General features: G+C 53.6%; 26 protein-coding genes. 9 read left to right on the top strand and 17 right to left on the bottom strand.

Features of this window, described 5'->3' with window-relative positions:
- Positions 1–24: 24 nt before the first annotated feature.
- Positions 25–543, bottom strand: coding sequence for a DUF2231 domain-containing protein (locus tag LEPIL_RS16045; RefSeq protein WP_002774011.1), 519 nt, complete (start codon positions 541–543; stop codon positions 25–27).
- A gap of 760 nt (positions 544–1,303) precedes the next feature.
- On the opposite strand from LEPIL_RS16045, the gene LEPIL_RS23550 reads away from it, so the two are divergent.
- On the top strand, positions 1,304–1,567 hold the full coding sequence (locus tag LEPIL_RS23550) for a hypothetical protein (protein WP_143464663.1): 264 nt from the start codon (positions 1,304–1,306) through the stop codon (positions 1,565–1,567).
- Between the two features lie 185 nt (positions 1,568–1,752).
- Here LEPIL_RS23550 and gyrA read toward each other — a convergent pair whose 3' ends face one another.
- The 3 genes from gyrA to LEPIL_RS16030 form a co-directional block, all read right to left on the bottom strand.
- Positions 1,753–4,278 (bottom strand): DNA gyrase subunit A, encoded by a 2,526-nt coding sequence (gene gyrA, locus LEPIL_RS16040; protein WP_002774009.1) that lies wholly within the window; start codon positions 4,276–4,278, stop codon positions 1,753–1,755.
- Positions 4,279–4,450: 172 nt separating this feature from the next.
- On the bottom strand, positions 4,451–4,939 hold the full coding sequence (locus LEPIL_RS23545; protein ID WP_002774004.1) for a hypothetical protein: 489 nt from the start codon (positions 4,937–4,939) through the stop codon (positions 4,451–4,453).
- On the bottom strand, positions 4,936–6,048 hold the full coding sequence (locus tag LEPIL_RS16030; RefSeq protein ID WP_002774002.1) for an AAA family ATPase: 1,113 nt from the start codon (positions 6,046–6,048) through the stop codon (positions 4,936–4,938). Before LEPIL_RS16030 ends, LEPIL_RS23545 begins: the two co-directional genes overlap by 4 nt.
- A 181-nt stretch (positions 6,049–6,229) precedes the next feature.
- Between LEPIL_RS16030 and LEPIL_RS16025 the strand changes: the two genes are divergently transcribed.
- Positions 6,230–6,670 carry a hypothetical protein gene (locus LEPIL_RS16025; protein WP_002774000.1) on the top strand — a complete coding sequence of 147 codons (441 nt, stop codon included), beginning with the start codon at positions 6,230–6,232 and terminating at the stop codon, positions 6,668–6,670.
- Positions 6,671–6,679: 9 nt separating this feature from the next.
- Positions 6,680–7,096 carry a VOC family protein gene (locus LEPIL_RS16020; protein ID WP_002773998.1) on the top strand — a complete coding sequence of 139 codons (417 nt, stop codon included), beginning with the start codon at positions 6,680–6,682 and terminating at the stop codon, positions 7,094–7,096.
- Between the two features lie 48 nt (positions 7,097–7,144).
- Here LEPIL_RS16020 and LEPIL_RS16015 read toward each other — a convergent pair whose 3' ends face one another.
- The 5 genes from LEPIL_RS16015 to LEPIL_RS15995 are packed head-to-tail and all read right to left on the bottom strand — an operon-like array spanning position 7,145 to position 11,142.
- Positions 7,145–8,344, bottom strand: coding sequence for a 5-(carboxyamino)imidazole ribonucleotide synthase (locus LEPIL_RS16015; RefSeq protein WP_002773996.1), 1,200 nt, complete (start codon positions 8,342–8,344; stop codon positions 7,145–7,147).
- Positions 8,341–8,850 carry a 5-(carboxyamino)imidazole ribonucleotide mutase gene (purE, locus tag LEPIL_RS16010; RefSeq protein ID WP_002773994.1) on the bottom strand — a complete coding sequence of 170 codons (510 nt, stop codon included), beginning with the start codon at positions 8,848–8,850 and terminating at the stop codon, positions 8,341–8,343. The genes LEPIL_RS16015 and purE overlap by 4 nt, the downstream gene beginning before the upstream one ends.
- A 46-nt stretch (positions 8,851–8,896) precedes the next feature.
- Positions 8,897–9,529: a GNAT family N-acetyltransferase gene (locus LEPIL_RS16005; protein ID WP_002773992.1), complete on the bottom strand. Its 633-nt coding sequence runs from the start codon at positions 9,527–9,529 to the stop codon at positions 8,897–8,899.
- On the bottom strand, positions 9,526–10,314 hold the full coding sequence (locus LEPIL_RS16000; RefSeq protein WP_002773991.1) for a hypothetical protein: 789 nt from the start codon (positions 10,312–10,314) through the stop codon (positions 9,526–9,528). The genes LEPIL_RS16005 and LEPIL_RS16000 overlap by 4 nt, the downstream gene beginning before the upstream one ends.
- 33 nt (positions 10,315–10,347) lie before the next feature.
- Complete coding sequence (locus LEPIL_RS15995; protein WP_002773989.1) at positions 10,348–11,142, bottom strand: aldolase/citrate lyase family protein; 795 nt, start codon at positions 11,140–11,142, stop codon at positions 10,348–10,350.
- Between the two features lie 271 nt (positions 11,143–11,413).
- Here LEPIL_RS15995 and LEPIL_RS15990 point away from each other — a divergent pair, with 271 nt between their 5' ends.
- Together LEPIL_RS15990 and LEPIL_RS15985 are read left to right on the top strand one after the other, a co-directional pair.
- Entirely contained in the window at positions 11,414–12,181 is a 768-nt protein-coding gene (locus tag LEPIL_RS15990; RefSeq protein ID WP_002773988.1) for an enoyl-CoA hydratase/isomerase family protein, read from the top strand.
- A 2-nt stretch (positions 12,182–12,183) separates the two neighbouring features.
- Positions 12,184–15,459: a sensor domain-containing protein gene (locus tag LEPIL_RS15985; protein ID WP_002773987.1), complete on the top strand. Its 3,276-nt coding sequence runs from the start codon at positions 12,184–12,186 to the stop codon at positions 15,457–15,459.
- Positions 15,460–15,465: 6 nt separating this feature from the next.
- Here the strand turns inward: LEPIL_RS15985 and LEPIL_RS15980 are convergent, their stop codons facing one another.
- Together LEPIL_RS15980 and LEPIL_RS23065 are read right to left on the bottom strand one after the other, a co-directional pair.
- A complete protein-coding gene (locus LEPIL_RS15980) occupies positions 15,466–16,305 on the bottom strand; it encodes a lysophospholipid acyltransferase family protein (protein ID WP_002773986.1) in 840 nt (279 codons plus the stop codon).
- 198 nt (positions 16,306–16,503) lie between these two features.
- Positions 16,504–17,346, bottom strand: coding sequence for a 4Fe-4S binding protein (locus LEPIL_RS23065; protein WP_157135098.1), 843 nt, complete (start codon positions 17,344–17,346; stop codon positions 16,504–16,506).
- Here LEPIL_RS23065 and LEPIL_RS15965 point away from each other — a divergent pair.
- Positions 17,324–18,244, top strand: coding sequence for a class I SAM-dependent methyltransferase (locus LEPIL_RS15965; RefSeq protein WP_143464662.1), 921 nt, complete (start codon positions 17,324–17,326; stop codon positions 18,242–18,244). The two genes, LEPIL_RS23065 and LEPIL_RS15965, sit on opposite strands and share 23 nt — an antisense overlap.
- Positions 18,245–18,257: 13 nt before the next feature.
- Here LEPIL_RS15965 and LEPIL_RS15960 read toward each other — a convergent pair whose 3' ends face one another.
- From LEPIL_RS15960 to LEPIL_RS15940, 5 genes are all read right to left on the bottom strand, one after another.
- Positions 18,258–19,067 carry a nitrilase-related carbon-nitrogen hydrolase gene (locus tag LEPIL_RS15960; RefSeq protein WP_002773982.1) on the bottom strand — a complete coding sequence of 270 codons (810 nt, stop codon included), beginning with the start codon at positions 19,065–19,067 and terminating at the stop codon, positions 18,258–18,260.
- A complete protein-coding gene (locus tag LEPIL_RS15955; protein ID WP_002773980.1) occupies positions 19,064–20,068 on the bottom strand; it encodes a DUF4384 domain-containing protein in 1,005 nt (334 codons plus the stop codon). Before LEPIL_RS15955 ends, LEPIL_RS15960 begins: the two co-directional genes overlap by 4 nt.
- On the bottom strand, positions 20,037–20,534 hold the full coding sequence (locus LEPIL_RS15950) for a hypothetical protein (protein ID WP_002773978.1): 498 nt from the start codon (positions 20,532–20,534) through the stop codon (positions 20,037–20,039). The genes LEPIL_RS15955 and LEPIL_RS15950 overlap by 32 nt, the downstream gene beginning before the upstream one ends.
- Before the next feature lie 145 nt (positions 20,535–20,679).
- The gene (gene omp85 / locus LEPIL_RS15945; protein WP_002773976.1) at positions 20,680–22,083 is read right to left on the bottom strand and encodes an Omp85 family outer membrane protein; all 1,404 of its coding nucleotides are present in this window, start codon (positions 22,081–22,083) and stop codon (positions 20,680–20,682) included.
- A 13-nt stretch (positions 22,084–22,096) separates the two neighbouring features.
- Complete coding sequence (locus LEPIL_RS15940; RefSeq protein WP_002773974.1) at positions 22,097–22,651, bottom strand: hypothetical protein; 555 nt, start codon at positions 22,649–22,651, stop codon at positions 22,097–22,099.
- A gap of 537 nt (positions 22,652–23,188) precedes the next feature.
- Here LEPIL_RS15940 and LEPIL_RS15935 point away from each other — a divergent pair.
- Positions 23,189–24,124, top strand: a complete 936-nt coding sequence (locus tag LEPIL_RS15935; RefSeq protein ID WP_002773973.1) for a DNA polymerase III gamma and tau subunits — start codon at positions 23,189–23,191, stop codon at positions 24,122–24,124.
- A gap of 14 nt (positions 24,125–24,138) precedes the next feature.
- Here the strand turns inward: LEPIL_RS15935 and LEPIL_RS15930 are convergent, their stop codons facing one another.
- The gene (locus tag LEPIL_RS15930; protein ID WP_002773972.1) at positions 24,139–24,858 is read right to left on the bottom strand and encodes a carbon-nitrogen hydrolase family protein; all 720 of its coding nucleotides are present in this window, start codon (positions 24,856–24,858) and stop codon (positions 24,139–24,141) included.
- Between the two features lie 27 nt (positions 24,859–24,885).
- Here LEPIL_RS15930 and LEPIL_RS15925 point away from each other — a divergent pair, with 27 nt between their 5' ends.
- Together LEPIL_RS15925 and LEPIL_RS22435 are read left to right on the top strand one after the other, a co-directional pair.
- A complete protein-coding gene (locus LEPIL_RS15925; protein WP_002773971.1) occupies positions 24,886–25,788 on the top strand; it encodes a DMT family transporter in 903 nt (300 codons plus the stop codon).
- Between the two features lie 6 nt (positions 25,789–25,794).
- Entirely contained in the window at positions 25,795–26,421 is a 627-nt protein-coding gene (locus tag LEPIL_RS22435) for an ATP-binding protein (RefSeq protein WP_002773970.1), read from the top strand.
- Positions 26,422–26,547: the final 126 nt, after the last annotated feature.

Below are 26,547 nucleotides of genomic sequence, written 5' to 3'. Positions count from 1 at the left end.
ATTGAAAAAGTTAGTGAGGGCCCCTCAGTGATCGCTTTCGCCGCTATGGTGCTCGTCGGTCTGTATGTTCGCCGGCTGCTCGGCAAACGGCCCCTGGCCTGCCGCACCATAGACATAGATGAGCTTGCCTCCATGATGGCCGGCTGTAATGGCAAGTCCTGTTACGGCGAACGACAGGGCGATGGCGCCGATCTGCAATCCACCGCTGAAGCGGCTTTTCTTCAGGGAAGCGCCCGAGAGAAGCAGCGTGGCTAACGCAGCGCCCGTCATCATCTTCGCCAGATCTTCATGCTCTTCGATGGCCTCATGCGGCACGGTGATGCCGGCCTCTTCAATACGATCCTCTTCAGCCTCACCCGTGCGAAGCGAGGCGATGGCCGAAACGACAAGAACCGTCTGCAGAAGGACGGCGATCAAGAAGGCGGCTGCAGGCAGCTTCTCTTTCTTGATGAAAACATAAAGGCCAATGAAGACGGCCGGCATGAGCATGGCCAGTCCGACGGGAATATGCACAATAGCCGGATGCAATGGAATTTCATTCATAATCGATTCTCCTGGGCCAGCGGGCCCGATAGAGCAAATGTCGCACGGATTGCCCGGAAATGCAATAGGGCAAGTGTCCCGGGGTATTTTTTTACACACGTTGCTGATTGTTAGCGGCAAGAATATTGACTGATTGTAGAACAATGTGAAAAGAGTCAAGGATATGGTTCCTTTCTATAAGTCTATGAAAGGCTGTCTTGTTCCGATCAGTCTTCTCGTCTCTTTCTCCTCGGGCTGCACTGTGCTTTCGCCCAACACAGGGCCATCCGATGAAGTAATCAGGTGTGTCGCATTGGCTATGGTATGCGATACCATGCCTGCTTCCGATGACAGAGATTTGTGCTGGAGTGTGGCCGGTATGTGTGCTGAGACAGCGGCAAGCAGTTCTGATTGAGGACGTTGGACTGTGAGTAATACCCCCCCCGTTGCGAGCGAATTGGCCCGGAGCCACCGCTGCCGGCAGCAGACGATGATCTATTGATTTTGATTGGTATTTGAATATTAACAGGTCATTGCGATTTTTGATTTTCTTTAAGGATGTTCTCAATGATTTCAATTGTTTTCCGAATCGGTATAATTCTTACTTTTTTGACGGGGTGTTTACAATCTTCTAACGAAGACACAAAGCAAACCGAGAGACTGAACCAATGTGTAGAACTGTATTTTATTTGCCTGCATGCAGTTTATCCGGAATCGCCGACAAAGGAGTCTGATTGTTTTCGGTGGATGCCGTCTTGCGTAGGTACTATGTAGATCCGAGATGGATGCCCGTGGCTGGCGTACCAATCCGATGCCGGAATACGGGGATCGCTGTCATTATGCTACAGGTGTGACATTCCCAGCAGGCCAGCCACCGAACTGGACACCCGAGCCGCCACCTTTGCCGGCAGCAGATGATGACCTACTGATTCTGATTGGTATTTGTATATTGACAGGGCATTGTGGCTTCTATTATGAAAAAATCGTTGGTAATCTCATTTCTTTCCTTCCCTATGCTGCTCTCCTGCGAGGTGCTTTCTTCTAATGACGAAGCAGATAAGCAGAAACGTTGCCAGGAGCAGTTCCTCGTTTGTTTTTATATCTTAAAACTCGAAGGTAAAGTGACTGCGAGCGATTGCTCTTTACAAGCAGCAATGTGTACTGGATCACCTTGATCTGTACACTCGATTGAAAGATGGACAACTCCCGGGGCCGACTGGCGCCCCCCGCTTAGATATCGCCTTTCAGAATCGCCACGTCCTGGATCGAATCGTTCTCATGCAGCGTTACGATGCGCACGCCCTGCGTGCTTCGTCCCTGCGTCGAGATCTCGTCCACCGATACGCGAATGATCTGACCGCTCTGACAGATGATGATAACGTCGTCGTCTTTCTGCACAGTCTGGATGGCGACGGCCGGTCCGATTCTCTCGCCCGGCTTCACATACATCATGCCCTTCGTGCCGCGACCTTTTACGGGGAAGTTCTTGAACGCCATGCGTTTGCCATAGCCCAGCTCGGTAATGACGAACAGGTCGGATTTCTCGACGACAACATCCATACCGATGACGCTGTCGCCCTTCTCCAGTCTGATGCCGATAATGCCCGAGGCCTGCCGTCCCTGGCTTTTCATCTTCGCGAGATTCGTGCGCAGGGCCAGTCCGTTTCGCGTAGCGATGAGAATATCGTCTTTCGGATTCACAAGGCATACGTTGATCAGCTCGTCGTCCTTGCGCAGGCTGATGGCGATGATGCCGCCCTTGCGAGCGTTCGCGAAAAGGTCTAGGTTCGACTTCTTGAGAATACCGTCCCGACTGATCATAACGATGGCGCGTTCGGCGTCGAATTCGCGCACCGACGTCATCGCCGTAATCTTTTCATCGGCGGCGAGGTTCAGGACAGCCTTGATCGACTTGCCGCGCGCATCCTTTCCGGCCTCAGGAATCTCATGCACCTTCATGGCGAAGATCTTGCCTTTATTTGAGAAGAGCAGAAGGTTATCATGCGTCGATGCATGACTGATCAGCTTGATCACGTCTTCTTTCTTCATCGAGGCGCCTTTCACACCTTTACCGCCTCGCTTCTGACGTTTGAATGTATCGATGGGCGTGCGTTTGATGAAGCCGTCTTCTGAGAAGGTGATGATGACGTCTTCGTCGTGGATGAGATCGGTGATCTCGAACGACGTCGTATCGACCGAAGAATGGTCGATCTCGGTAAAACGCTTCTTCTCGTAGGCCTTGCCGACGGCCTGCAGCTCGTCGGTGATGATCTGATACTGACGCAGCTCTTTTGCGAGGATGTCTTTGAAGTCCTTGATCTTCTTGTTCAGTTCTGCCAGCTCGTCGATGATCTTCTGGCTTTCCAGAGAGGTCAGCTTCTGCAGACGCATGTCGAGGATGGCGTTCGCCTGAATCTCGGTTAACTTGAACCGCTTCATCAGGCTCTGACGGGCCTCGTCCACCGTCTTCGAAGAGCGGATGATCTTGATGACCTCGTCGATGAAGTCGAGGGCGATCTTCAGACCTTCGAGAATATGGGCCCGCTTCTCGGCCTGATCGAGCTCGTACTTCGTGCGACGGACGACGACCTCTTTGCGGTGCGCGATAAACTCAACGAGGATCTCTTTCAGGTTGAGGACGCGGGGCTGTCCGTCGACGAGAGCGAGAAGTATAATGCCGTAGCTGACCTGAAGCTGCGTTTGCTTGTAAAGCTGATTCAAAACGATCTGAGCGTTCGTATCTTTTTTCAGCTCGATCTCGACGCGAATGCCGTGACGATCCGACAGGTCACGAATATCAGAGATGCCTTCGATAACCTTATCCTGCACGAGATCGCCGATGCGTTCGAGCAGATTCTTCTTGTTTACCTGATAGGGGATCTCGGTGACGACGATCGTGTCGCGTCCCTTACGCAGCTGCTCGACGGTGAGTTTGGCGCGAATGCGAATCGAGCCGCGACCCGTCGTATAGGCCTGCTTCAGGCCTTCGCCGCCGATGATGATACCGCCCGTCGGGAAGTCCGGCGCGGGGATCAGCTTCATCAGATCCTTGAGCGACAGGTCGGGATTCTTGATAAGAGCGGTGACGGCAGAGATCACCTCGTCGGGGTTATGCGGCGGGATGTTCGTCGCCATACCGACGGCGATGCCGCTGGCTCCGTTGATGAGCAGGTTCGGCAGGCCTGCCGGTAAAACCTTAGGTTCCTGCTTGGTGTCGTCGAAGTTCGGGCTGAAGTCGACGGTGTTTTTGTCGATGTCGCGCAGAAGCTCTTCGGCGGCGCGCGTCAGTCGGGCCTCTGTATAACGATAGGCTGCCGCATTGTCGCCGTCGATCGAACCGAAGTTCCCCTGGCCTTCGACCAGAGGCATCTTCATCACGAAGTCCTGCGCCATACGCACCATCGTGTCGTAAACGGCGCCGTCTCCGTGCGGGTGGAAGTTACCGATAACCTCGCCGACGATCTTCGCGCATTTGACGAAGGGGCGGTCGTGCCTCCAGGCACGTTCGTGCATGGCAAAGAGGATGCGACGGTGAACCGGCTTCAGACCGTCCCGCACGTCGGGAAGGGCACGACCGACGATGACGCTCATCGCATAGTCGAGATAGGCCTCTTTCATCTGATCGTCGATCTGAACGGGAACGACGCGCAGGCCTTTCTGAAGAGCAGCCTGGATGTCTGTGCGGACGAGACCTCCGGATGCAGGAGCGGGGATTGATTTGGATTTCGTGGGTTTGGTCTCTTTCTTCTTTGCCATAATTCAGTGTTTCTGGGATGATTTCTCGCCTCTTGTTCTGAACCCGTTTAATGACGGATTCCTCTTTTAAAGAAGAAGGCTTGTTCGGGGTCGATTTTTTTATCGGAAGTCAAAGACACAATCATATTCCCAGGCGGGAGCGGGATGAGAAAGGTGGGGGCTATAGCTCGGACTATCTGAAGAGAAACGGACGTACATCTCTATCAAAGCGCTCAATTTCCGCCTGATTGTTCGAGAGGAGCTCGTCTTTCCAGAGGTTATGTGTTTGAGAGGAGCATTCCCTGGCAAGATCCTCGCCGATCACTTCAAAAGATTTATGGTTGCAGCGGCGTTTCAGGTCTTCTGCCTCACTCGAAACGCCGATAACGTAAACCCGTTCCTGGAGGCCCTCAGGAAGCTGACTCTTTAAGAGATCTCGGCGAGCCGAAGGATTGCCGTCAAAGTCCACGAGCAGAAGTATCTTTCTTTCCGGAAAACTGTTCATGGACGGGCAGTAGTCTTCCAGACATCGCTGGACGACTTTTGTCCACCCACCCTCCGGTTGTCTGATGTCGATTCTACGGGGAAAATCAGTGATCAGTGTAAACCCTACGGCAAGCTGTCTGGTCGCATCATCTTCAGGGATGATGATTAGATGAGGTTCATAGGCGTTTACGCTCATAGGCGCAGATCGCCCGTTACGAGAGAGGTCAGCAGGTCTCCTTCTATATCAATTTCTTTCAACGTCTTTACCCTTGTGGGTTCCAGATGACTTTTGCGGTCGAGAACCAGCGTATTCTCATCTGAAAATTTCAGGATTGTTTCCTGATTATGTGAAGTGGCAATGATCTGACCGCCGTTCCTGGCAAAGGAGCGGCGGAGCTCTATAATGAAATGACCGACTTCAGACATGGAAAGGTAATTATCCGGTTCATCCCAGAAGCAGAATAACGGCCCATAAGTCTCATTGGCGGCAAGAACAACGGCCGACAGAAAAAAGCATTTCTCTCCATCAGAAAGATCCTTGAAATCGAGAGTGAGTTTTTTGTTCTCAGAAGAGAAGACAATAATCAGGTTTCGCGAATCCTTGCCTGTCGGCTCATTCCTGAACTCACTGAAATCCGGTATGACCTGCCTTAAATAGTCCTCGATAATACTGTAGGATTTTGGGTGATGGAGCAGAAGGCCTGACAGCCAATCGGCAAGATTCAATCCCCATTTAATCGGCTTCAGAGTCTCTTCGCTGGATTCCCCTTTAATGGTTGCTGGAAACGGAGAGAGAATAAGCATCCGCCCGAGCCACTCTCGGAAATTATTCAAAGGGCCTTTTCCGTCTTTCTCCGTCTGCACGACAGGCAAGGCGATGAGATGCCAGTCAATGTTAAACTCTGTTATTTCGCCGGGGCGCTTTGACAGTATGACCGTTGCCTTTTTTCGATCATAGATCGGATGCCCATTAATATGTAAACTTTCTTCAGACACCCGTAGTTCTTGAAAATTTTCCGGTAGCTCGAGTAACAGCGTATATTTAAATACCTGACCTGCAAGCTTTGCCTCCAGCTCAAATCGCATGGGCAGACCGCGCTGAGCGCGAGAAAAGTCCTTTGACTTGACGAGTTCCCCAACGCGGTTAGTTCCCCGGCCGATCTTCTGAAATATCTCCAGAACGGACAATACTGTAGACTTTCCTGCGCCGTTTCGACCAATGAGAAGCGCAGAGGAAAGACCTGTCAGGTTGAGCTCGAAATTCTCAAAGCATCGGTAGTTGTGCACATACAGTCTTTCCAGCATCTCAGTCCCTCTATACTTCCGGTCGGCCCGCGCGTAGAAGACCAGTAGGCCGGGCCGAATTCAGCTCGCAAGCCGTTCTTACAGCTCCTCTGTCCCCGGCACAAGGAATATATAGAGGCCCGTCTGCACTCTTGAGCATTTTGAGTCGCCCTGTGATCGCGATTTCGCTATCCTGTCAGCGATGTACGAAATGACACTGGCTCTTCACAACCTTCTCCGCTGGATCGCACTTCTGCTTCCTGCAATCATCCTCATCCGTTCGGCCATGACATGGCTTCAGAAAACGGGCCCCGGCGAGCGCGATATCAAGCTCGTGCGAGCAAACGTCGTCGTTTATGACGTGCAGTTCCTGATCGGCCTTGTGCTCTATATCTTCTTGAGCCCCATTACGGCCGCCGCCTTCGCCGATTTCAAGGCTGCCATGAAGGCGCCCGACATCCGCTTCTTTGCCGTCGAACACATTGCCCTTATGATCGTGGCCGTAGCGTTCGCCCATCTTCTTAAAGTCATTCCCGCGAAGAAAGAAGGAGCCCGTCGCAGTTTTCTACAGATGATCCTCTCGCTGATCCTGCTGCTTGTTCTGGCCGTCGGCATTCCCTGGTTCCGTCCGCTCTTCCCGTAAGGCAGGCGTATGCGGCCATCCGTTTCTGTGATCACGCTTAGCGTAGACGACCTTGAACGGTCGCTGCGCTTTTATCGGGCGATGGGCCTCATGACGGATGGCATCATCGGCACTGAGTTTGAATTCGGTGCCGTCGTTTTCTTCGAGCTGCAATCCGGATTGCGCCTGGCACTGTGGCCGCGAAAGAGCATCGAGCATGACACGGGGCTTAGCGCGGAGCGCAGTGCGACGGAGTTCACACTCGGTCATAATGTGCGTTCCCGCGAAGAGGTCGATGCGGTCATGGCTGAGGCAGAGTCGGCCGGCGCCGTCGTCGTGAAACCCGCTCAGCCGACGTTCTGGGGCGGCTATGCCGGCTACTTTCAGGATCCGGACGGCCATTTATGGGAAGTGGTTTGGAATCCTGCGATCATGCCAGGAGAGTAGAGCACTCGCGCCAATCGAGCCAGCGAACGTGAACCGACAGGCGATCGCTTACAGACGCTCGATCCGGCCAAACACGATCTCTTCCACTCTGTCCAGTCGGGCCACCAGCTCTTCTCGCGAATCGGCAAGCACGGTGATATGACCCATCTTGCGTCCTGCCTTCTCTTGCCTTTTGCCGTAAAGATGAAGATGGCAATCCCGCTCTTTCAGAAGAGCATCTGCAATCTCTGCGATCGGTTTATACGGAGCGACGATGTTTAACATGCCCGCCGGTCGATAAAGTGACGGCTCGCCGGGCGGCAGGCCGCAGATGGAGCGGATGTGCTGCTCGAACTGACTGACGCTGCATCCCTCAATCGTAAGATGTCCGGAGTTATGCGGACGCGGCGCCATCTCATTAAACAGGATGTGTCCGTCCTCTGAGAAGAAGAACTCAACGGTCAGGACTCCGAAGTAATCGAGCTCAGAGAGCAGGCGTCGCATCGAACCGTGGCAGTGCTGCAGCTCCTCATCGGGCAGAACGGCCGGGCAGATCGTACGATGCAGGATTCCGTTACGATGGCTGTTCTCAAAGGCCGGGAAGATGCGAAAGCTGCCGTCGGTAAAGCGCGAAGCGATCATGCTGAATTCAAAGCGAAATTGCATCCGCTTCTCTAAGACAACAGGGACGGCCGACGTCGCGCCGAGTGACGTATGAAATTCGGCTAACCTCTGTGTAATCTGCTCTTCTGAGAGATCGCGCAAAGGCAGCTGGCCCTTGCCGTCATAGCCGCCTTCTTCCGTTTTCAGGATGCTATCGCCGAATGCAACGGCCGCTTCGACGATCTTCTGCATCTGTTGCGGCGCTGCCGGATCAAGCGTCAACCCGTCGACGAAAGGAACACAGTGAAAGCCACATGACTCGGCGAAGCGTTTTTCTCGCGATCGATTACGCGCAATAAAAAGAGATCTCGGATGCGGATGAAGCGCATAACCCTCGTCGCTCAGAGTATGCAGCGGCTCGGGATCGACGTTCTCAAACTCATACGTGATGACGTCGCAGGATTGACGCAGAAGCGCGATGTGACGCGCATCATCATAGCGACCGATGATGCGTCGATCGGTGACGCGACAGGCCGGAGCATCGGGATCGGGATCAAGCACCGATACATAATACCCCATCTGCTGCGCCGCATGGGCCATCATCTGACCGAGCTGTCCGCCGCCGATGATGCCGATCGTCGAGCCGGGCAATATATGACGATTCATCTAAGCTGGTCCTGGTCGGGTAACGCATCGCCAAGCACCGCCTCGCGCTGACGTTCGAAGTGTGAACGCGCCGCTTCGCGAATCTGCGGATGCTTTGCGCCCAGCATGCGTGCGGCCATCAGAGCGGCGTTTTTCGCGCCGGCAGTACCGATGGCCATCGTTGCCACGGGAACGCCGCCAGGCATCTGAACGATAGATAAAAGCGAATCCATGCCGTTTAACGCCTTCGACTGCACGGGCACGCCGATGACGGGAAGCATGGTCTGTGTCGCCGTCATACCGGGCAGATGGGCCGCTCCTCCTGCTCCGGCGATGATGACCTCGATGCCGCGCGATTCCGCCGTGCGCGCATACTCGAACATCAATTCGGGCGTGCGATGCGCCGAAACGATGCGCGCCTCATACGGAATGCTCAGCTCTTTCAGTAGAAGGGCGGCCTCTTTCATGGTCTCCCAGTCGGATTTGCTTCCCATGATGAGGCCGACAAGCGGCGCAACGGACGACATGAAAACGGTTTCCCGTTCGTGCAGACGCTGGCAAGCGGAAATGAACTCAAGCTCGAATCATTCTCTTATGCGCCGGAACATGGCCGGCAGCATTGCGCAACTTCGATATCCGCTCTGTTTGCACGCGAAACCCCAGCGAAGTGTAGACGTGCTCGGCGCCTGCATTATGAGCGGCGACGTCGAGAACGGGCAGCGACTGAGCGCCGGCCGTAGACATCCGATTCACCTCTTCCAGAAGCCTTGCGATGATTGCCTTACCGATGCCTTTTCCGCGAAGCGATTCTTCGACGGTGATATGCACAAGAGCGACCTCACCCTTTTTCGGAGGCTGGATGACGGCCTCGGTACGCAAGCCGCGAACGGCGACGGGAATCCAGCCAAGCGGACCGAAGCAACCGACGAACTGCTTTACGGCGGCAATCGTATTTTTGAGAGTCTCGCGTCCGTCGAGCAGGGCGCCAATCGCGACGACGACACCGTCAAGCAGGCCGACGGTATGACAGCCGTATCCGAATTCGCCTTCTTTACGCTCGAAGGCATATTCAAGAAATCGTAGCGCCTCACTTTCAGAGCTGAAAACGAAGCGAAAGGCGTCGGGACCCGACTGATAGATCAGTCGCGAGGCGACGCCGGCGTCGCCCGGTCGGGCAGGGCGGATTTCAAGATCGGTTAACTTCATTTCTCGTCCTCAGGCTCGCCCGTAATACGCTCGACGTCGAGTCGCTGCACACGTTCGTACATCTCGGCAAGGATGCCTCGCGTGATCTCTTTCATGATCTCGCCCGATACCTCGGTTTCAAGGATTTCACTGATGACCATCGAAACGTCGTCGCCGGTGCGTTCGACGAAGCCCTGCATGAACGGAACGCGGGCCAGCTCTCCCATCATGCTTTTTGAGAGCAGCGATCGCTTCACGGCTTCATTGAGTTCTTTCTGGTGATTCTGAAAGGCCTTGCGAGCAAGGTCCGCATAGTTGAGGCGAACCATCACCTCTTCGACACGGCGTAATGACTGCAGAAAGACCGCATCGGCGATCGTATCAACGATGACGTCGCGAAAGCGAAACGTAATCTCTCGCGTTAAAGATCGTGAAAACTGTTCATCGGCGCGCCCGAGCTTGTAGTAGGCGATGGCAAGCTTGACGCCGCGAAGAAGCAACAGGAAGCGCAGAATCTGAAAGGGCACGATGCCGGCCACTTCATACCAGTGCCGCTTCAGATACTCCAGCTTGTTTTCCTGATTGTATGTCCGGCTGATGAGATCAAGGCCCCACAGTGTCATCACAAAGACGTCGAAGCCGATGGCGACAAACCGACCGGTGCGACCGAGCACCACGTCAAAGGACTGCGTGAGCTGCAGAATAACGATGTCAAGGGCGGCGAAGAAGAGCAGGTAGTAGTCGCGCTTTCGCCCCGGTAGCGGAGGAAAGTTGAACCAGCGCGATGTTTTCGGGCGAGCGTTCATCTCGCCCCGTTACACTTTTCAGCGAAGTGAAGGTCAACCAATAAAATGGGCGTGCTTCTGCAGACGTTCGCTTAAAACCTCGTATCTCTTGAGATGCAGATCGCGTTTCTCGTTAAACGGATCTGACCCGAGTGCACGATAGAGATCGATCTCAAAACGCAGATTCTCCATCAGCGATCGCTTCGGATCTCTTGCCATGTCGCGGCAAGAAAGCACCATGTGCCGCGTGTTGACGCGGTCCGAGGCGATGCGTTCGATAAGCGTTTCGATGATTCCCGGATGAATGGCTCCACCGACGCTTGTGACGAGGCCCTGCGCCCGGCACGTCTGCACGATATCTTCGCAGATGGCGAGAACGCGGTCGTCGTCGGGGTGCAAGCCCATCGAACCCGAAAGGTCGGTCCGAGCTGCCGTTACCTGATGCAATCCGGCGGCGAGCGGCTCGGCGAGGATCTCATGCATCTGACGGTAGCCGGTGATCGTTTCAAGGTTAATACCCGCCTCGATTCCTGCCGCCGATCGTTCCGTGCAGATCTCTTCAAACGTCGCCATGAAGTTCTTGAGGGAGTAGGGCGATTCGACCATAGGTGCGATGATGCCATCCACTCCGATACGAATCAGGTTGCGGATGTCGTTGCGCGCCTCGGGGCCGCCGATCTTAACATATAACGGTACGATTCCGCCCGATATCTCACGCAGCAGAGATATCTCGGCAAAGGACATATCCTCCACCTCGGTGCCCGTCTTCATAGAGCGCAGGCCGAAGTCCTCCCTGAGGATGAACAGCCTTGCACGTAACCGGTCGATCATTTCTCCTACCAGGCTCATCGGACCCTCCCGCGCCGTCAGCGTTATCTTATGTCCATCGCTGTCAATCCGGCCGCTTCTTTCACTATCGGTAATGCCCCGAGAAGCTGAATCGAAAGTACTCGAATCCGAGCAGGATAAAAAGGGTTGCATCTTAGTTCAGACGGAAAATGCTAAGCAGGCTGTAGCCGTTTGCTGCGTGAAGGTCTGCAATTAGGCTGCGCGACGCATCAGACGGGGTTCCTGTTCTATGCAGGTGCGCCATCAGAAAGAAAACAGAGAGAGGATTAGCATGTCATTCATCGAACTGGAAAAAAAAGGGGCCTACGCGCTGGTTAAGATCAATCGACCCGACGCTCTCAACGCCCTGAACGACGATGTGCTGCGCGATCTGCGTGCGGCGATCAATGACCTTTCCTCCGACCGAGCCATCCGCGGGGTGATTCTGACCGGCGCGGGCGAAAAGGCTTTCTGTGCCGGAGCCGACATCGTCAAAATGAAGGATTTTTCTTCGGATGACGCCGAGGAGTTTGCTCGCCGCGGTCATAAGACGATGAACATGATCGCCAATTCCGATCTGCTTTCCATCGCCGCCATCAACGGCTTTGCCCTCGGCGGAGGCATGGAGCTTGCCCTTGCCTGCGATATCCGCATTGCGTCGAAGAATGCGAAGCTTGCTCTTCCCGAAACCGGATTGGGTATTCTTCCCGGGTTTGGCGGTACGCAGCGTCTGCCGCGCATTGCCGGCATGGGTAACGCCCTTGAAATGATACTGACCGGCGAACAGATCGATGCCACTCGCGCCCTTGAAATGCGCCTTGTGAATCGCGTCGTGGAACAGGCCGAGCTTCTTCCTCTGGCGGAGTCGCTGATGCAGAAGATGCTTGAGAAAGGCCCGGAGGCCCAGAAGCAGGCACGATGGCTGGTTCACAGCGGAATGGAGCAACCGCTTACGGCGGCTCTTGAGCGTGAAATCATCGTCTTTTCTGAACTCTTTTCTGGCAAAGAGCCATCGCTCGGTCTGTCTGCCTTTGTCGAAAAGAAGAAGCCTCAGTTCTGACCGTGCTCGATGGTTTTGTTCAGTTTCTGACAGACTTTCGGGATTCCGAAAAAGATCTGCAGTTTTTTCTGGAACAGCTACCCGTCCCTCTGATACTCTGCAGGGGATGGCAGATCGTCTATTTTAACCCGGCGTCGACGAGAGCCATTCCCGGCGTGGATCTTCCTTCTCTGATAGGTCGCAGCGCTCTTGACTTTGTACAGAGTAAAGAGCGACGCTTTATCGAAGAACATCTGGATCGATTCCGTAGCGGCGATTATTATCGCTTCAATCTGAAGGTGCGAACGGACGATGTCATCCTCGATCTGAGCACGTTATCCAGGGCCGTGCAGCTTGGCGATACGAACTATATGATCATCGCCTTTCAGGATCTTTCCAGACTGTCGGTGCGCGAAAAGAGTCTCTTTCAACTCGTTCTCGATACATTTCCTCTGAGCGGTCGCGAGCTTTACGGAAAGATGATGGCTGCGCTCACGCAGAACTATGATCTCGACGGCGCCGCCTTCATCGAATACGGCAAAGACGCGAAGGGCGAAGACATCGTTCTCATGCTGGCCGGCACGCTTGACGGCGAAGATCTACAGATCAATTACTACGAGCTGAAGAACTCGATGGCAGAGCGGCTTCGCAGTCAGGGTATTCTCATCGTCGAGAAGGATCTGCATATACAGGAGCCCGAGAACCATTTTATTCAGCTCAATCAGTTTCAGGCATTCATCGGCGTGCACCTGAAGGCGGGCGAAAAGGACCTCGGTCTTTACGTCGTGTCGCGTAAACCAATCTATGATACGGCAGGCATAACCTTCGTTTTGAACATCTGCGGCGTGCGCCTCGTTTCTGAGTACACGGCGCAGCAATCCCGTATAAGGGCCGAACATCAGGAGCGGGACAGCCGACTGATTATCGAACAGTCGGCTGATCCGATGTTCGTACTCGATTCTCGCGGTCACATCCTGCTTGCCAATAACAGAGCCGTCGACCTCACACAGTATTCAAAAAGCGAACTGCGCGATTTTTTCGACTTGATTGGCGCCGAACACCGTCCGTTCTTTCGCAGCTTCTTTCAGAAAAGCTACGGAGTGCTCAATCATTCCAACGTCGTTCTCACGCGCAAAGACATGACAAGGGTGTACTGCGATCTGAGCGGCGTTATCCTTTCAGACGGGCGTATTCAACTCAACATTCGCGATAACACAGAGAAGATGCTCACGGAAATCGCTTTAAAGCAATCCGAAGAAAAGTACCGTTCCATTTTTGATAACGCAAGCGATGCCATTTTTCTTTCAGACTGGAAAACGGGGCGTATCCTCGATTGCAATCAGTCATTCACGCGGCTTGTAGGTCACAGTAGAGACGTCATTCTTCAGGGAACGCATTTCGACCTGATTCTTGAGTCCGATCGCTCCAGGTTCCGCAAAATATTTGAATACCTGAAACGCAAAAGAAGTCTGGAACGTCATCCTCTTAAGTTCCGGATCACGATCGCCAACGATCGCGGGCATTATACGCCGATCGAGATCGCCTTCACGCTTCTAAATAAAAACGAGCACCTGCTCGTCGTCGGTATTATACGGGATCTGACCGCCTCTTATCAGGCGATTGAAGAACACCGAAAATATTTACAGACGCTTTCGATGTTGCAGGTCGTCGTCGTCGAACTCGATGAAGATCTGCGCGTTCGCTTCATCAACAATCCCATACCGAAATTCGGCGCCACCGTAGGCCGCAATCTGCATGGCATCTTCTTTCCCGAAGTCGCCTCAGAAGATTTCCAGTGGTACGTGCAGATCACTCTTGAAGAGCTTCTGGAAACGAGAAAAACGAAAACGATACGATTTCCGAACGTTTCCAATCAGACGGGCATGGACTGGTACGAAGCGGAGTTTGTGATCGTGCGCGATCGTAACAGCCATTCGCGCATCCGCGGCCTGATTAAAGACGTAACCTTCGAATACATCGTTGAAAAGCAGACCTATTTCATGTCGAACACCGACATGCTGACTTCGCTGCCGAATCGCAACCGTCTTGAAGAAGATCTTTTTCGCGCGATTCTCAGGGCCGACCGAACCGGGAAACGTCTGGCCGTCGGTTTTATGGATCTTGACCGTTTCTATGACGTGAACGATCTTCTCGGGCATCGTCTTGGCGATCTGGCGATCGCTCTTTTTGCCGAGAAACTGCGCAGCTTTCGCGAGATCGAGCGAACGCTGTATCGCTGGGGAGGCGATCAATTCGTCTTCATCCTTGAAAACATCGACGATCTGACCTCGATACGTCGTCTTCTGAACGACATCCGCGAGGGGGTGCGCGAGCCGTTAACCATCGAAGAGCAGAGCCTGCATGTGACGTGCACCGTCGGCGTATCGCTTTATCCCGATGATGCTCAGACGATCGACGGGCTTTTCGGCCAGGCTGATCGAGCCTTGCAGTTCGGCAAACGTAACGGTCGTTTTCAATTCCTGCTCGCTCAGGACGTGGCCCGTAACTCGGGCACGGCCGATCGTATGAGCATCCGTAACCGATTGTCACATGCGATCAACAACGGTCTTATCGAGCCGTATCTGCAACCGATCTTTGATACTCAGACGAATCGCGTCGTCGGCATGGAGGCTCTGGCAAGAATCCCCGACGTCGAAGGGCTTCCTAAAGTCGGTCCCGACGTTTTTATTCCCGTCGCCGAGGATCTTGGAATTATCGAAGAGCTTTCTGAAGTCATCGTGACGGGAGCGGTGGAATTCCAGAAGCATCTTGCCTCTGTCGGATTCGATCTGCGCCTCAGCGTTAACCTTTCGCGAAGGGTTCTGTATTCCGACCGTCTGATCGATTCGTTTCACGCCTTGCTTGAAAAGACGGGCGCCGATCCGAAGCAGATCTGCCTTGAGATTACAGAGACGCTTGCCATGCTCGACATCAAGAACGCCTCGGAGCGTTTGCACGAACTCAAGAAGCTTGGTTTCAAGATCGCCATCGACGATTTCGGAACGGGTTATTCGACGCTCGGCCAGCTCTACGAGATCCCCGTCGACGAATTGAAGATCGATAAGCTTTTCGTGCGCCGCATTCACACTCACGAAGGTCAGCGGATCGCAGAGGCCATCGTGAGTATGGCACGGGCCCTGCATCTTGAGATCGTCGCCGAGGGCGTTGAGGATCTTGAAACGGTTAACCTGCTACGCAATATGGGCGTACGTTACCTTCAGGGCTATCTATTCTCAAGTCCTCTGAATCGAGAGCAGTTTGAGGCTCAGCTGAGAGGCGGCTTCAACGCCGCCGTCTGAGGCATATCAGTCGCGCACTTCAGCCGTCTTATCTTCTTTTCCAGAAAGCTCTTCAAACTCCCATTTCTTCAGACGTTCTAATCCTTCTTCCATGACCTGACGCAGCAAATCTGAAAGCTGGTCGGCCTTCAGATCGGCGTAGCGTTCGGGCGGAATAGGATCAAGGATTTCGACGAAGACGTCGCCGGAATAAAAACGCTGAACAAAATACTGGTCTTCGCGGGGCAGCACGTATTGATTTCCCCAGAGCACGACGGGCTGAATGGTAACGGCTGCCTTCTTCGCGAGAATAAACGCCCCTTTCTTAAAAGGTAGCATCTTGCCATCGATACCGCCGCGCGTCCCCTCAGGAAAGATAATGACGGATTTGCCGCTATGAATCTGCTCGGCGGCGTCGAACATACTTTTCAGCGCCTTCTTTGAATCACCCCGTTCGACGGGAATGTAGTCGGCGGCTGCCATGGCCGGTCCGATGACGGGAATCTTAAAAAGTACCGATTTTGCCATCCAGCGAAAGGGGATGTCAAGAAAGGCATAAAGTACGGGAATATCGAACAGGCTCTGATGGTTGCTGAGCAGAATGACGGGCCCGGCCTGATGCATACGTTCCGTATGCCGCACATGGATGCGCGTGCCCGAAAAGCGTGCCAGAACGCGTCCCCACTGGATCGCCCATCTGTGAACACCGTCGGGCTTTTTCCTGATAATGGATGGAACGACGATCGTTCCGTAAAAGAGAGTGGCAAGAACCATGCCGACCCAGAGAAACATAGAACGAAAGAGTCCGGCCTTGCGACGCTGGTGGATGGTCAGTTCTTTTTGAAGAGAGGTGATTGTTTTTGTCATATCTGTTGCCCGGTATTATTGCATCGATGCAAACATGCTTAGAGAACGCCGGCCTGCTTGAATTGTCAATTTTGATTGAGAGGCAGCCTTTCCGCATCCTGTATGCGCGGATCGCTTACTTGCAAGAACACAAAATTGATTTTTCTGTCAATTCCATTCTGCCTTTGCCCCTGACTCGCAGCTCTTCAACCGGATGCCTCACGCATATTCGATGCGGATGGCCGACTCGGGACAATCCTGCACGCAGAGGCCGCAGCCCGTGCAATGATGAGCAAAGGCGGGGATCTTCACAGGGCCTTTGAGCAAGGCCACGGCGTCGGGAATCGGGCAGGCGTCCACACAGGCGGTGCAGGTCTTCTTCTGTGAAGAGGTCTTCGTCTTTGATGCAGCCGACGTTTTTGACAGGGCTGCCGATTTGCCGGATGTCTTTTTTGTAGCCTTCTTCTTCGCCCTGCCTGATTCTGTGTGCACGTTGCGGCAGAGCTGCGGATCAAGCATCGCATGACCGAATTTTGGCAGGAAGCCTTCGGGGATGGGCAGCAGCGCCCTTTCATCACAGGCCTCAATGCACGGATAATCCTCACAGAGGGCACAGGCAACGAGGTTCGGATTCATTACCGGTCCGTAGACGCCTGGCGCTCGAAGGATAGCGCCGTAAGGGCAGGCGATGATGCAGTCTCCGCATTCGGTGCAGATCTGCTTGAATCGCTCCGGATCGCGTACCGAACCCGGCGGACGGACAAAGCCGCGCTTTTTTCTGGGCGGCGCCGGGGCAGTCGGAGCGGCCTCGTTCGCGATGGCAGGCGCCTGAGCCGGTGCATCCGCTGTCCCCGATGCCCCAGCGGACGTACTGGCACCCTCGATCGCTTTGCCAGATTCCGAAGAAGATTTTTCAGCAGGGGCGTCAGCCGGCTCGGCAAAAGGAGCCAGCAGGTTGGCGAAAGATTGCAGCTGCCGATCGACGATTCCGCCGATCTTTGTGTTATAAAGCGACTTCGCCGTTTCAGAGAGGCCTGTTTTGAAAAAGTCTTTGCGATCCATAGCCATCGAGGCTTCTCCGGAGGCGTCCATTCGCAACGCCACATCTGAGCAGTGTGGCGTCTGCTACGGTCAGGATTTTCGCCACTGCTTTCAGAAGAAATCCGAAAACGGAACGATTTTCAACATCGTAATTTGCCGTTCGTGTCAGACCATGCAGACCCTGCCGAGACCGACGGCCGAACAGCTGGCGCAGTGCTATCAAGGATCGTATTTTGAACAGCGCACGGATCGCGGCTACTCAGACTATCGGTCCGAAGCGGTGCGCATGCAGATCGAGCGTGTCTTTGCCATGAACCTCAAGGATCTCGGTTTTTTCGAGGTAGAATCATCTCTCTTACGGGCAGGGGGACGATCGCTTGATGTGGGCTGTGCGGCCGGCTATTTTGTCGACTTCATGCAGAGGCGCGGGTGGTCTGCAAGCGGAGTGGAGATCTCTGCACCGATGGCCGCTCATGCACGCAGCCAGGGTCTGGATGTCGTGCAGGCGGATTTTCTGGCCGGAGAGGTCGCTGCAAGCTATGATCTCGTAACGCTCTGGGCCTCCCTCGAGCATTTTGCAGATCCGCGGCTGCTCTTGCGGCGGCTGGCCGACGCCGTGCGACCGGGCGGCAGCCTGATCCTTTCCACATGCCGCCGCGGACTTCTCTCCTGGTTAACAGGACCGTCATGGCGTTATATGAACGTTCCCGAGCATCTGTTCTTTTTCTCGCGGCGAGGGCTTGTGCAGCTCTTTGGCGAATACGGATTCACCGCAATCAAGCAGATTACTTATGGTTCGGGGTTAACGACCAGACCGGGAGCCTCATGGCCTTACAGGGCAGCAAAGCGCCTGGCCGATCCGCTTGTGAAGATGACCGGGCAGGGCGATATGATGGCGCTGCATTTCAGAAAGAGATAGCCCGGGCTGGTTCTTATTCGAGCAGCTTCGTGTCCTCCAGAACGGGGAAGTCTTTTCTCCAATCGGTTAACGCTTTTCGGTCGAGTTTAGCCCGAATAAGGGCGGGTGTGCTTCCTGCATCGGCAAGAATCGATCCTTTTGCATCAATAATCTGACTGTTGCCCGAGAAATCCAGTCTGCCCGCTTTTCCCGTCATGTTGCACAGAAGAAGGCAGGCCTGATTCTCTATGGCTCGGGCACGGGCCAGCAAGAGAAGATGTTCATGCCTCGTCGACGGCCACTGTGCCGGTAGTAGAATGAGGTCGGGGCGTTGTAACCTGTAAAGCTCGGCAAATCGTAGATCGTAGCAGATAGACAGACCGATGCGCCAGCCCTTCAGCTGAACCGTTTTGATTTCGCTACCGGGTTTGATGAAGTCCGTTTCGCGAAAGCCTCCGTGGCCGATGCAGTGGATCTTGTCGTAGAAGGCTGTCAACGCTCCTGACTCAGTCGAAAGAACGATCAGGCGGTTGCTGATGCCGTCTGCATGACGAAACGGAATGCTCAGCGCAACATAAGAAGCGATCTCGCGCACGATATCGATCAGGCGGTCCGTAGCTGCTGCGGCATCGTCGGCGAGCTGCGGCAGGCGTACGTAGTCGAATCCTGTTAACGCCATCTCAGGAAGCAAAAGTAGATCGAGCCTTTCGTTGTGCAGGGCCGGATCAGACTCAGCCGTCAACCGGGCGATCTCATGCAGATTCGCCTCGATATCGCCCGTACGGACCTCGAACTGTAACGCTGCGACGTGCAGCGTATTTGCCTTTTCGTCAGTGAGGCTCACTGCTGCAATTCATAGGTAACGCGCTGCGCTTTCCAGTCCTTTCTTTTATCGCGATTCAGCTGCACCTGGATGCCGCGGTACGTCGCCGGATCATGGCCGTTGCGACCGGTTTCGGGAAACGTAGAGCGGGCCTTTGTAAACGTTTGAAATAGATCGCTCGGTTCGGTGGTGACGACGGCCTGGATCGACTCCATGCCCGTCGGTGGTACAAGCTCCCATTCAAAGTCGTCTTTTTCAGAGGGAAACTCATATTCGCGATCGACCTCGATGGGCGAAAAGCCCGAGAACCGATTCGGATAAATAAGCGTCATCACGCCTTTCGCGTTGATCGAATAAAGCTGAATATAGACGCGCTTTGGCGCCGATGGCCTGTGCGAGATGACCTTGAATTTTATGGTTAACGTATCGCCGACCTTCAGAGGACCCTCAGGAAGTTTCAATAGCACCGTGTAAGGACTGTCGGGGTTATCAAGGCCAAGATAGAGATCGAGCTGCCGCAGAAGCGAAACCTGCAACCTCTGTAAGACGTCATCGCTCTTGCCCGAAGCCCTGTCTGCGGCGACGATCAGGCTCGTCTCGACATGCACGACCCTGTATGCCGCCTCAAGGCCCGCCTCTGTTCGGTTTGTTTCGCCGACGATCAGATACTGAGCGCCGACAAGCTGGCCGATCTGAGCTGCGGTCTCAGAGTCGACAAGGCCGCTCTGGCCGCGCTTCAATTCGTCAAGCACGGCGTCGAGCTTGCTCTGTTCGACGATCTCAAATCGGCCCGCCTGCTTGAGCGCCGTTATCAGAGCCGAAGGGACGGACTGATCCGTCTGCGATCCGCTCTGAAAGGGCATGATGCCGATCGGCGCCGCAAACAGGAAGCCGGGCATAAGAAACAGGGCGGCGAAAATTAGAGTGAGTCCAGACGCCGTATGCGAGAAGAGCTCGGGCATACGGCGTCTGACCGAGCCTCGTACATAACTAACGCTTTTCGATAAGTACGGCGCTTTCATCGTTTATCTCATACTGAAAAATTTTATAGAATGCCGTTCGTTGCGGTGTGAAGTCTTTAAACAGGTTTCCTTCCACGTATCGAATCGTGTTGCAGCGAAACGAAAAAAGAAACATCACGCTCTGCCCTTCGTCTCGAAACTCCAATCCGGCATCCCATACGGGCAGGCAGCGAGCCTTGAATTCAGGCTCATACTCTCTGTTGCTTGCGACGAGATTGCGCAGGTCTTCAATGGTCGACTGTCTGAAGATCCGGTATTTCTCGGTATAGTCTTTGCGCGGATCAATGGGCTCGATCGTCTCGGCGTACCGGTAAAGATAAACGCCCGATTCCTTCTGGACGACCTCGATCGCCCTTTCAAGAGAGGGCGACTGATTCGAAGCAGGCGGGGCCGATTCTCTTACAGGTTCTGAACAAGAGAGAAGAACGAAAAGAGCGGCGAGAAAAGTAAAGGGATTCCGTATCATATATTTCAGACGCCCCCCCTCTTAGCATGTTCGCTTTTCCAGTCAAGCAGAGCGAGGGATCTGGCGCGCACGCCGTGAAAGGATTACTGGGAGGGGAATTGCTGTCAGCAAAAGGCCCTCCGTTTCCGGAGGGCCTGCATGGATATCAGAACATGTGGTTGAACGAGAAGTTCGTATTCGATTCGTACTTCGAACGTCCAGAACTGATGTTGATGATCGTGTTCTTCTGCCAGACAAGCCTGAGACCGCCACCGCCGGCTCGGTGCATATCTTTCGCCTGCCAGTCCTCCCATGAGTGAGCGACGCGACCGACGTCATAATAACCGAGGATGACGAAGTCGATGCCGCCCAGAGCGCTGACTTTGAACGACGTAAGACGCAGCTCGGTGTTGAACACGGTCATCATGCGGTCGACGAACTGGTTCGCCGGATATCCGCGAATACCGCCGTTGCCGCCGAGACCGAGAGCGCTTTCTCGCATCGTATAGATACGACCCATCTCAAAAAACGGAGCATCGCCGATCGTGTACTGTCCAAGCAGTCGGTAGGCAAAAACCAGCTCTTTATCGAACTTGTTGAAGAACGACGGTGCAATATCGTAGTACTGGCGCCATGAAAGCGTGTACTTGTGAAAGGTGTAGTGGCTGCCCGTGCCTTTGCCGACGCCTTCATAGTGCAGGTCGGTAAAGGTACCGCCGTTCGGATTCAGCTCTCTCAATCGAGGGCGTGAATCATAAGCCAGCGCAAGACGAATGCTGTTCACGAAGCGACGACCTTCCGTTGCGTCATAGCCCGTCGGTTTTTCGAGGTCGATCAGCGTTTTGTTATTCACCCAGGCGTTACCCGACTCTTTATCGCCGGCATAAGACTGGATGCGATAGCGCTGCGCACGAAATCCTACAAGCCATTTGAAATTGGTTTTGCCGAACCAGTCTTCGGTCGTAGCCGTAAGGAAAGGCTTGATACTGTCATAGTTGAAGAACTTATCCTGACTGTCTTTCAGCTGCTTTTTCGACGGATTGAGCTGTTCAGACAGCGGAGCGCCCGGGTTGTTGATGAAATTCGTGTTCAGCGTGATGTCATCTGATACATGATAGAGATCGGGAACGCCGGTGACGTTTTCGTTGATCGGCATCTCTCCGTTTTTGATGCGGTTCTGCCGCTGGATGTCCTGAAAATTCGAGAATCCATAGTATTGTGCGTTCAGATAGCGTTCGAGACCGGCGTTGATGCGAACGCGATAAGGTGAGCCAAGGAATTTCAGGGCATCAAGTGAGGCTTCATGATATTCATAACCCTTTGTCGTACGATAGTACTGTCCGTAGGTCTGAAACTTAAAGGGCTCATAGTTTTTCTCATAATATGTGCCGTAGACGCGCACGCCATAGCCGACACCGTCGTCGCTACTGAAGCTGATAAGCGGCAGCCCCGTAAATTTCAAGCCTTCAGGATCGGGCTTCGGTGGAGCAGGATCTTTATCCTGCGCATGTAGTCCTGTGTGTACGAAAAGCGTGCCGAGGCACAGCGCTATAATGTATTTTTTGAGCATGTTATTCCTCGAATCAGAGCGACTTCATGTTGAAGCTATAAACGACCGACGTGGTCGACGTGCCGGGATAGGAGAGTGTGATGGTTCCGCGCAGCCCATCTTCAAGAACGTCTGCCCGGAATCCGTCAAGGCTGGCCTGAACGCCGTTCGAAGTAACGAGAGTCGGCGTTGCCGTTAGATTCATAATGCGACTGATGCCGCCTCCTGTTTCGTAACCCGGCGTTATGTTACCCTGAATCGTAAACACAAACGGTGTGGGAGTAAGGTTATCGGGATGCGCGACAACTACCGTTAACTGTCCTTCGAGTAAGACAGGATTGGAGAACAGGATGCTAAGGTTGTCATCGACATACGCTGCGTCGGCAGTCGGCAGAAGTGCACAAACGCCGACGTCGGTCAGGTTCGCACACTGGCTTTGAACGGCCTTGCCGTTCCAGAAGAAGCTGTCGACGGCATCGACTCCAAGAAGATTCAAAAAATTATAGTCTTCCTGTGGCTCATCAGCCTTAGAAGCGCAAGCAAGTGGCATGAACACAAGCCAACCAAGGAGCAGGATCTTTATTTTCATGGCAGTATAGGGATTTAAAGAAAAAAGCTGTCAATCTCTATTTGGCTCTGTTTTGTTTTCGCGAAAGTTAATGAACGTCTGTTGATTGTTCTGCGCCATGCGCCTGCACAATATCAGTGCGTATGACAATGTGCTTTCGGCATAGTGGCGAAAAAGCGCTCAGAGAGTGTGCTTCGAATGGGATGAGTGCCCCCTGAGAGTTCCGATGGCAGCTTGTTATGCCGCGTTTTTCCCCGTGGAGTTCAAAAAAACAGGGTTCGCATGCCTCTTTTCAATGAGAATCATTGTTAAAATCTTGTAAAAAAACAAAAATATTCAAAAATGCGGGGATTCGGGCATGCCTGGCACAGGGTTTGCTATAGATATGCTGAGGGGAAACATTTTTAACCGTCAACCGCCAGTCGCCTCAGTCGATCTGGCTAAAAAAAAGGTAGAGTGAAGCATGCGAGCCCGGCCCTGTAAAGGCCGGGTTTCTTATTTTCATTGCCGCTCGGCGAAGCGGTTGAGTTCATCCGGGGGAATCCAAAAGTCGTCCTGATGCATAGCTCCGGCCTGAAATACCAGCGAGTCGCCAGTCGCATCCTCGACTACTACCGACAGCATCCGGTTCCACCGCTTTTGATCTTTACGGGTCCGCACGGTACCGGTAAGCTCGACGCCGCTCTTCAGTTTATCCAGGAACAGCTCTGCGAAGCAGGCACGGCCTGTGGAAGCTGCTCGGACTGCCGATTGTTCCAGCAGATCGGCGGCGAAGCGCATCCGGACTTTATCCAGTTCCCTGCCGAAAAGACTCCCATCGGCGATGCGAAAAAGCCCGAACCCTTTACGGTGCGATGGCTTCTCAGTACGCGTCTGCCATTTGCGCCGTACCATGCGAAGCGACGGTTTGTGCTCTTTCCTGCCGCCGATCTTATCAATCATGAAGCCGAGACGGCATTACTGAAAACGCTTGAAGAACCGCCCGATCATACTCGCTTTATCTTTATCGCTGATTCGGTAGAGTCGCTGAAAGAAACGATTCTCAGTCGGGGAGTGCATGTTCCGTTTCATCACGTACCGCTACGTGCCCTTGAAGCGCAGACGGGCATCCGCGACGTACACGATCTTGAAATGCTTGGAGGCTCGTTCGAACTTCTTGATATGATTCAGAGCGAGGCGTATCGCTCCCTGAAAGCGGCGGTGGACGACGCCCTCTCACATCAGCTCGGTTTGCTGGAGCTTGAGGCCTATGTGCGTGAGGAAGCAAAGCGCAACGCCGAGATGAAAGAACTGGAATACACGTACGAAGATTTCTTGCAAGCCTTTGCGTTGCTGCTGTTACAGCGAACGCGAAGGATGCCGGTTGCAGGCGACATCACTCAAGCAGTTCATCAGTTTCTATCGGGAATGCGCATGGCGCAGGGAGGCATGCTGCCGTTTCATCTTTCGCGTCTGTTCTTCGATCTGCATCGAACCATCTATGAAACGGTTTAACAGGCCTCGCATGATCAAGGCGTCTGAACGATAACCGTTTTAAGAATCTGCTGACTCTCCTCGGCGGGAGGAACGCGCCAGCTGATGCCCTGCGGGGTGACGACAAGTGATCTGCCCTGGACGCGATGACCCATGATCTCGCCGGTCGAACAGCATTTGGCGATGCACTGGCGGTTTTCTCTGGCGGGTAGACAGAAAAGCTCTTCGTCGCGCTGGAATTTCTCGTCGACGCTTTCTTCACGAAACGGCGAATTGAATACCGAGAATATCAGTCGTACGTCCTGTTCGGCCAGCTCATCGAAGTAAGGACGATGGCGCACGTCGTTGCAGATCAAGACTCCGAAGCGATGGCCGCCAAGCATGAAGATGCCCGCATCATTACCCGGAGTGAGGAACTTCTTTTCGTTCTCGGTGAGGTGGCGTTTGCGATACCAGTCTACGATCTGACCGCCCGATATAACGGGTGTGGCGTTGTAAAGATGGCCGTTTTCTTCGAGAACGACGGATCCGCCGATAATAACGCCGCGATAAGAGCTGTTCAGTTTCACAAGCCAGTCAAGGGCGAACTTCGTCTTCTCTTTTAAGTCACGAGGATCTTTGACCGAACCGTCTGCAAAAAAATACTCGGGTAACAGAAGAAAATCGGATTTCACCGCGGCCAGCTTCTTGAAGGTGGCGAGGTTAAGCCCATCCGAAAGTAGTTTCTGGAAGATCGTAACCTTAACGAGGCCCATAGGGAGTACAGAGGGTTTTACCGCTTCATGAGTCAACCGATTTCCACCGCGCAGATTTCACGATCGCGATGTATTCTGCTTAATATTGCCAGCGCTTTTTTCTTCTATGGAGCGACGGTGGCGGTCTATCGGGGCATTGATGTCGCGGGAGATCAATCGGTCGGTGCCCTCAGTTATGCCTTCTTGCGTAATCTTATAGGTTTTTTATTCTATCTGGTTTTTTTTACTCTCAATCCTCAGAAGATGAAGTTTCGCGTTCCGCCCGTGCTTTTCATCAGAGCAGTGTTCAACGCTCTTGCTCTTTTCGCGTTTTATCTTTCTGTTCAGTATGGAAATGCCGGACGAGCCAACGTTTTGAATATGACCTATCCCGTTTTTGTGGCGATGCTTTCCGGGCCGCTGCTTGCAGAGAAGCCCGATCGCATGACGCTGATTATGCTCGGTCTGGGAATGATCGGGCTTTTCATGCATTTCTCCGATGCGCTCATCGCCCCGCAATCAGATCATATTATCGGCGATCTGTTCGGAGTTTTCTCGGGCATCACGGCCGCTGTTGCCGTCCTTGCTCTGCGCGGAGCGGCTCGTGTGGCGGGTTCTTCGTTGATTCTTCTGTGGATGTTTGGAACGGGAACGGTGCTCAGTTTTCCGATCATTATGCATCAGATTCCGCAGATGTTCGGCGCTGAGCTGCCCTTTCTTCTGCTTTCGGCCGCCTGCGGGCTTCTCGGACAGTGGACTTTAACGGAATCCTACCGAAATCTCGATGCTACGACGGGCAGCGTGCTTTCCGGATTGCGGATCCCTATTGCACTCGTGTCGGGTCTGCTCTTTCTGGATGAGCCCACGTCAATTATGGCCCTCCTTGGAGGGGCATTAATATTCTCAGGAAATCTTTTACTTGCGTTCAAATCTTCCCGACGTAAACTATGATAAAATATGCCCGGCGGTGTCTTACAGGAAGCGTTGCAGAAGCTGGGTGATTCCGGTCTGTACGGAACGGCCTCTGATTTCAGTAAATGGCTTCGCTTTCGAGAAGGAATCGATATCGGTGAAGACCAGGTCAGAGCCGCTCTCGATGCGTTGCTTGTATCGGGTCGCTTCGAGCGACATGCCGATTACCCTGACGATTACGTCAGCACGCACATGGCCAGGCTGCCCGACTCCTATTCCTTTCACTGCCCCCGTCATCTTTCCGATTCGCCGATTCAATTTTTCCGTTCCTTGCTGCTTGTCTTCTTGCGACAGAAGGGCATCCACCCCGAGCAGGAGGTCGATATCGTCATCGCCTCTGTGGAAGCCATCGAGAATGCGGTGAAATACTCTTCCTCTGGCGATATCGTTGTTCGATTCGATTTCGTTCCCGGAGAATTCCGTCTTGAAGTCATCAATGACGTGAAGCCTGCCGAGCCAGATCACGACATAGAGCTCGGCAAATACGACAGCAGTCGCACTTTAATGCGTGGCATGATGGTCATGTCCAGGCTATTTGATGAGATGGATATCGGCATCGACGAATCCGTCAGTCGGGCCACGTTTCGTGCTCGCAAGCTGGTTCGTTCTTAAACGCTGGCATTCCGAATTTGTCCCGGTGCCCTGTTATGCTTTTATCATGGCGGATTCTTCTATAATCGGATGCCTGTATTCTGTAGCATACCGGTGCTGCCGACCCTATCAATGAAACGGAAAAAC

Source organism: Leptonema illini DSM 21528 (assembly GCF_000243335.1).
GTDB classification, from domain to species: Bacteria; Spirochaetota; Leptospiria; order Leptospirales; family Leptonemataceae; genus Leptonema; species Leptonema illini.
The sequence above is the reverse complement of the archived record's forward strand: the minus strand, read 5'-3'. Positions and strand labels throughout refer to the sequence as shown.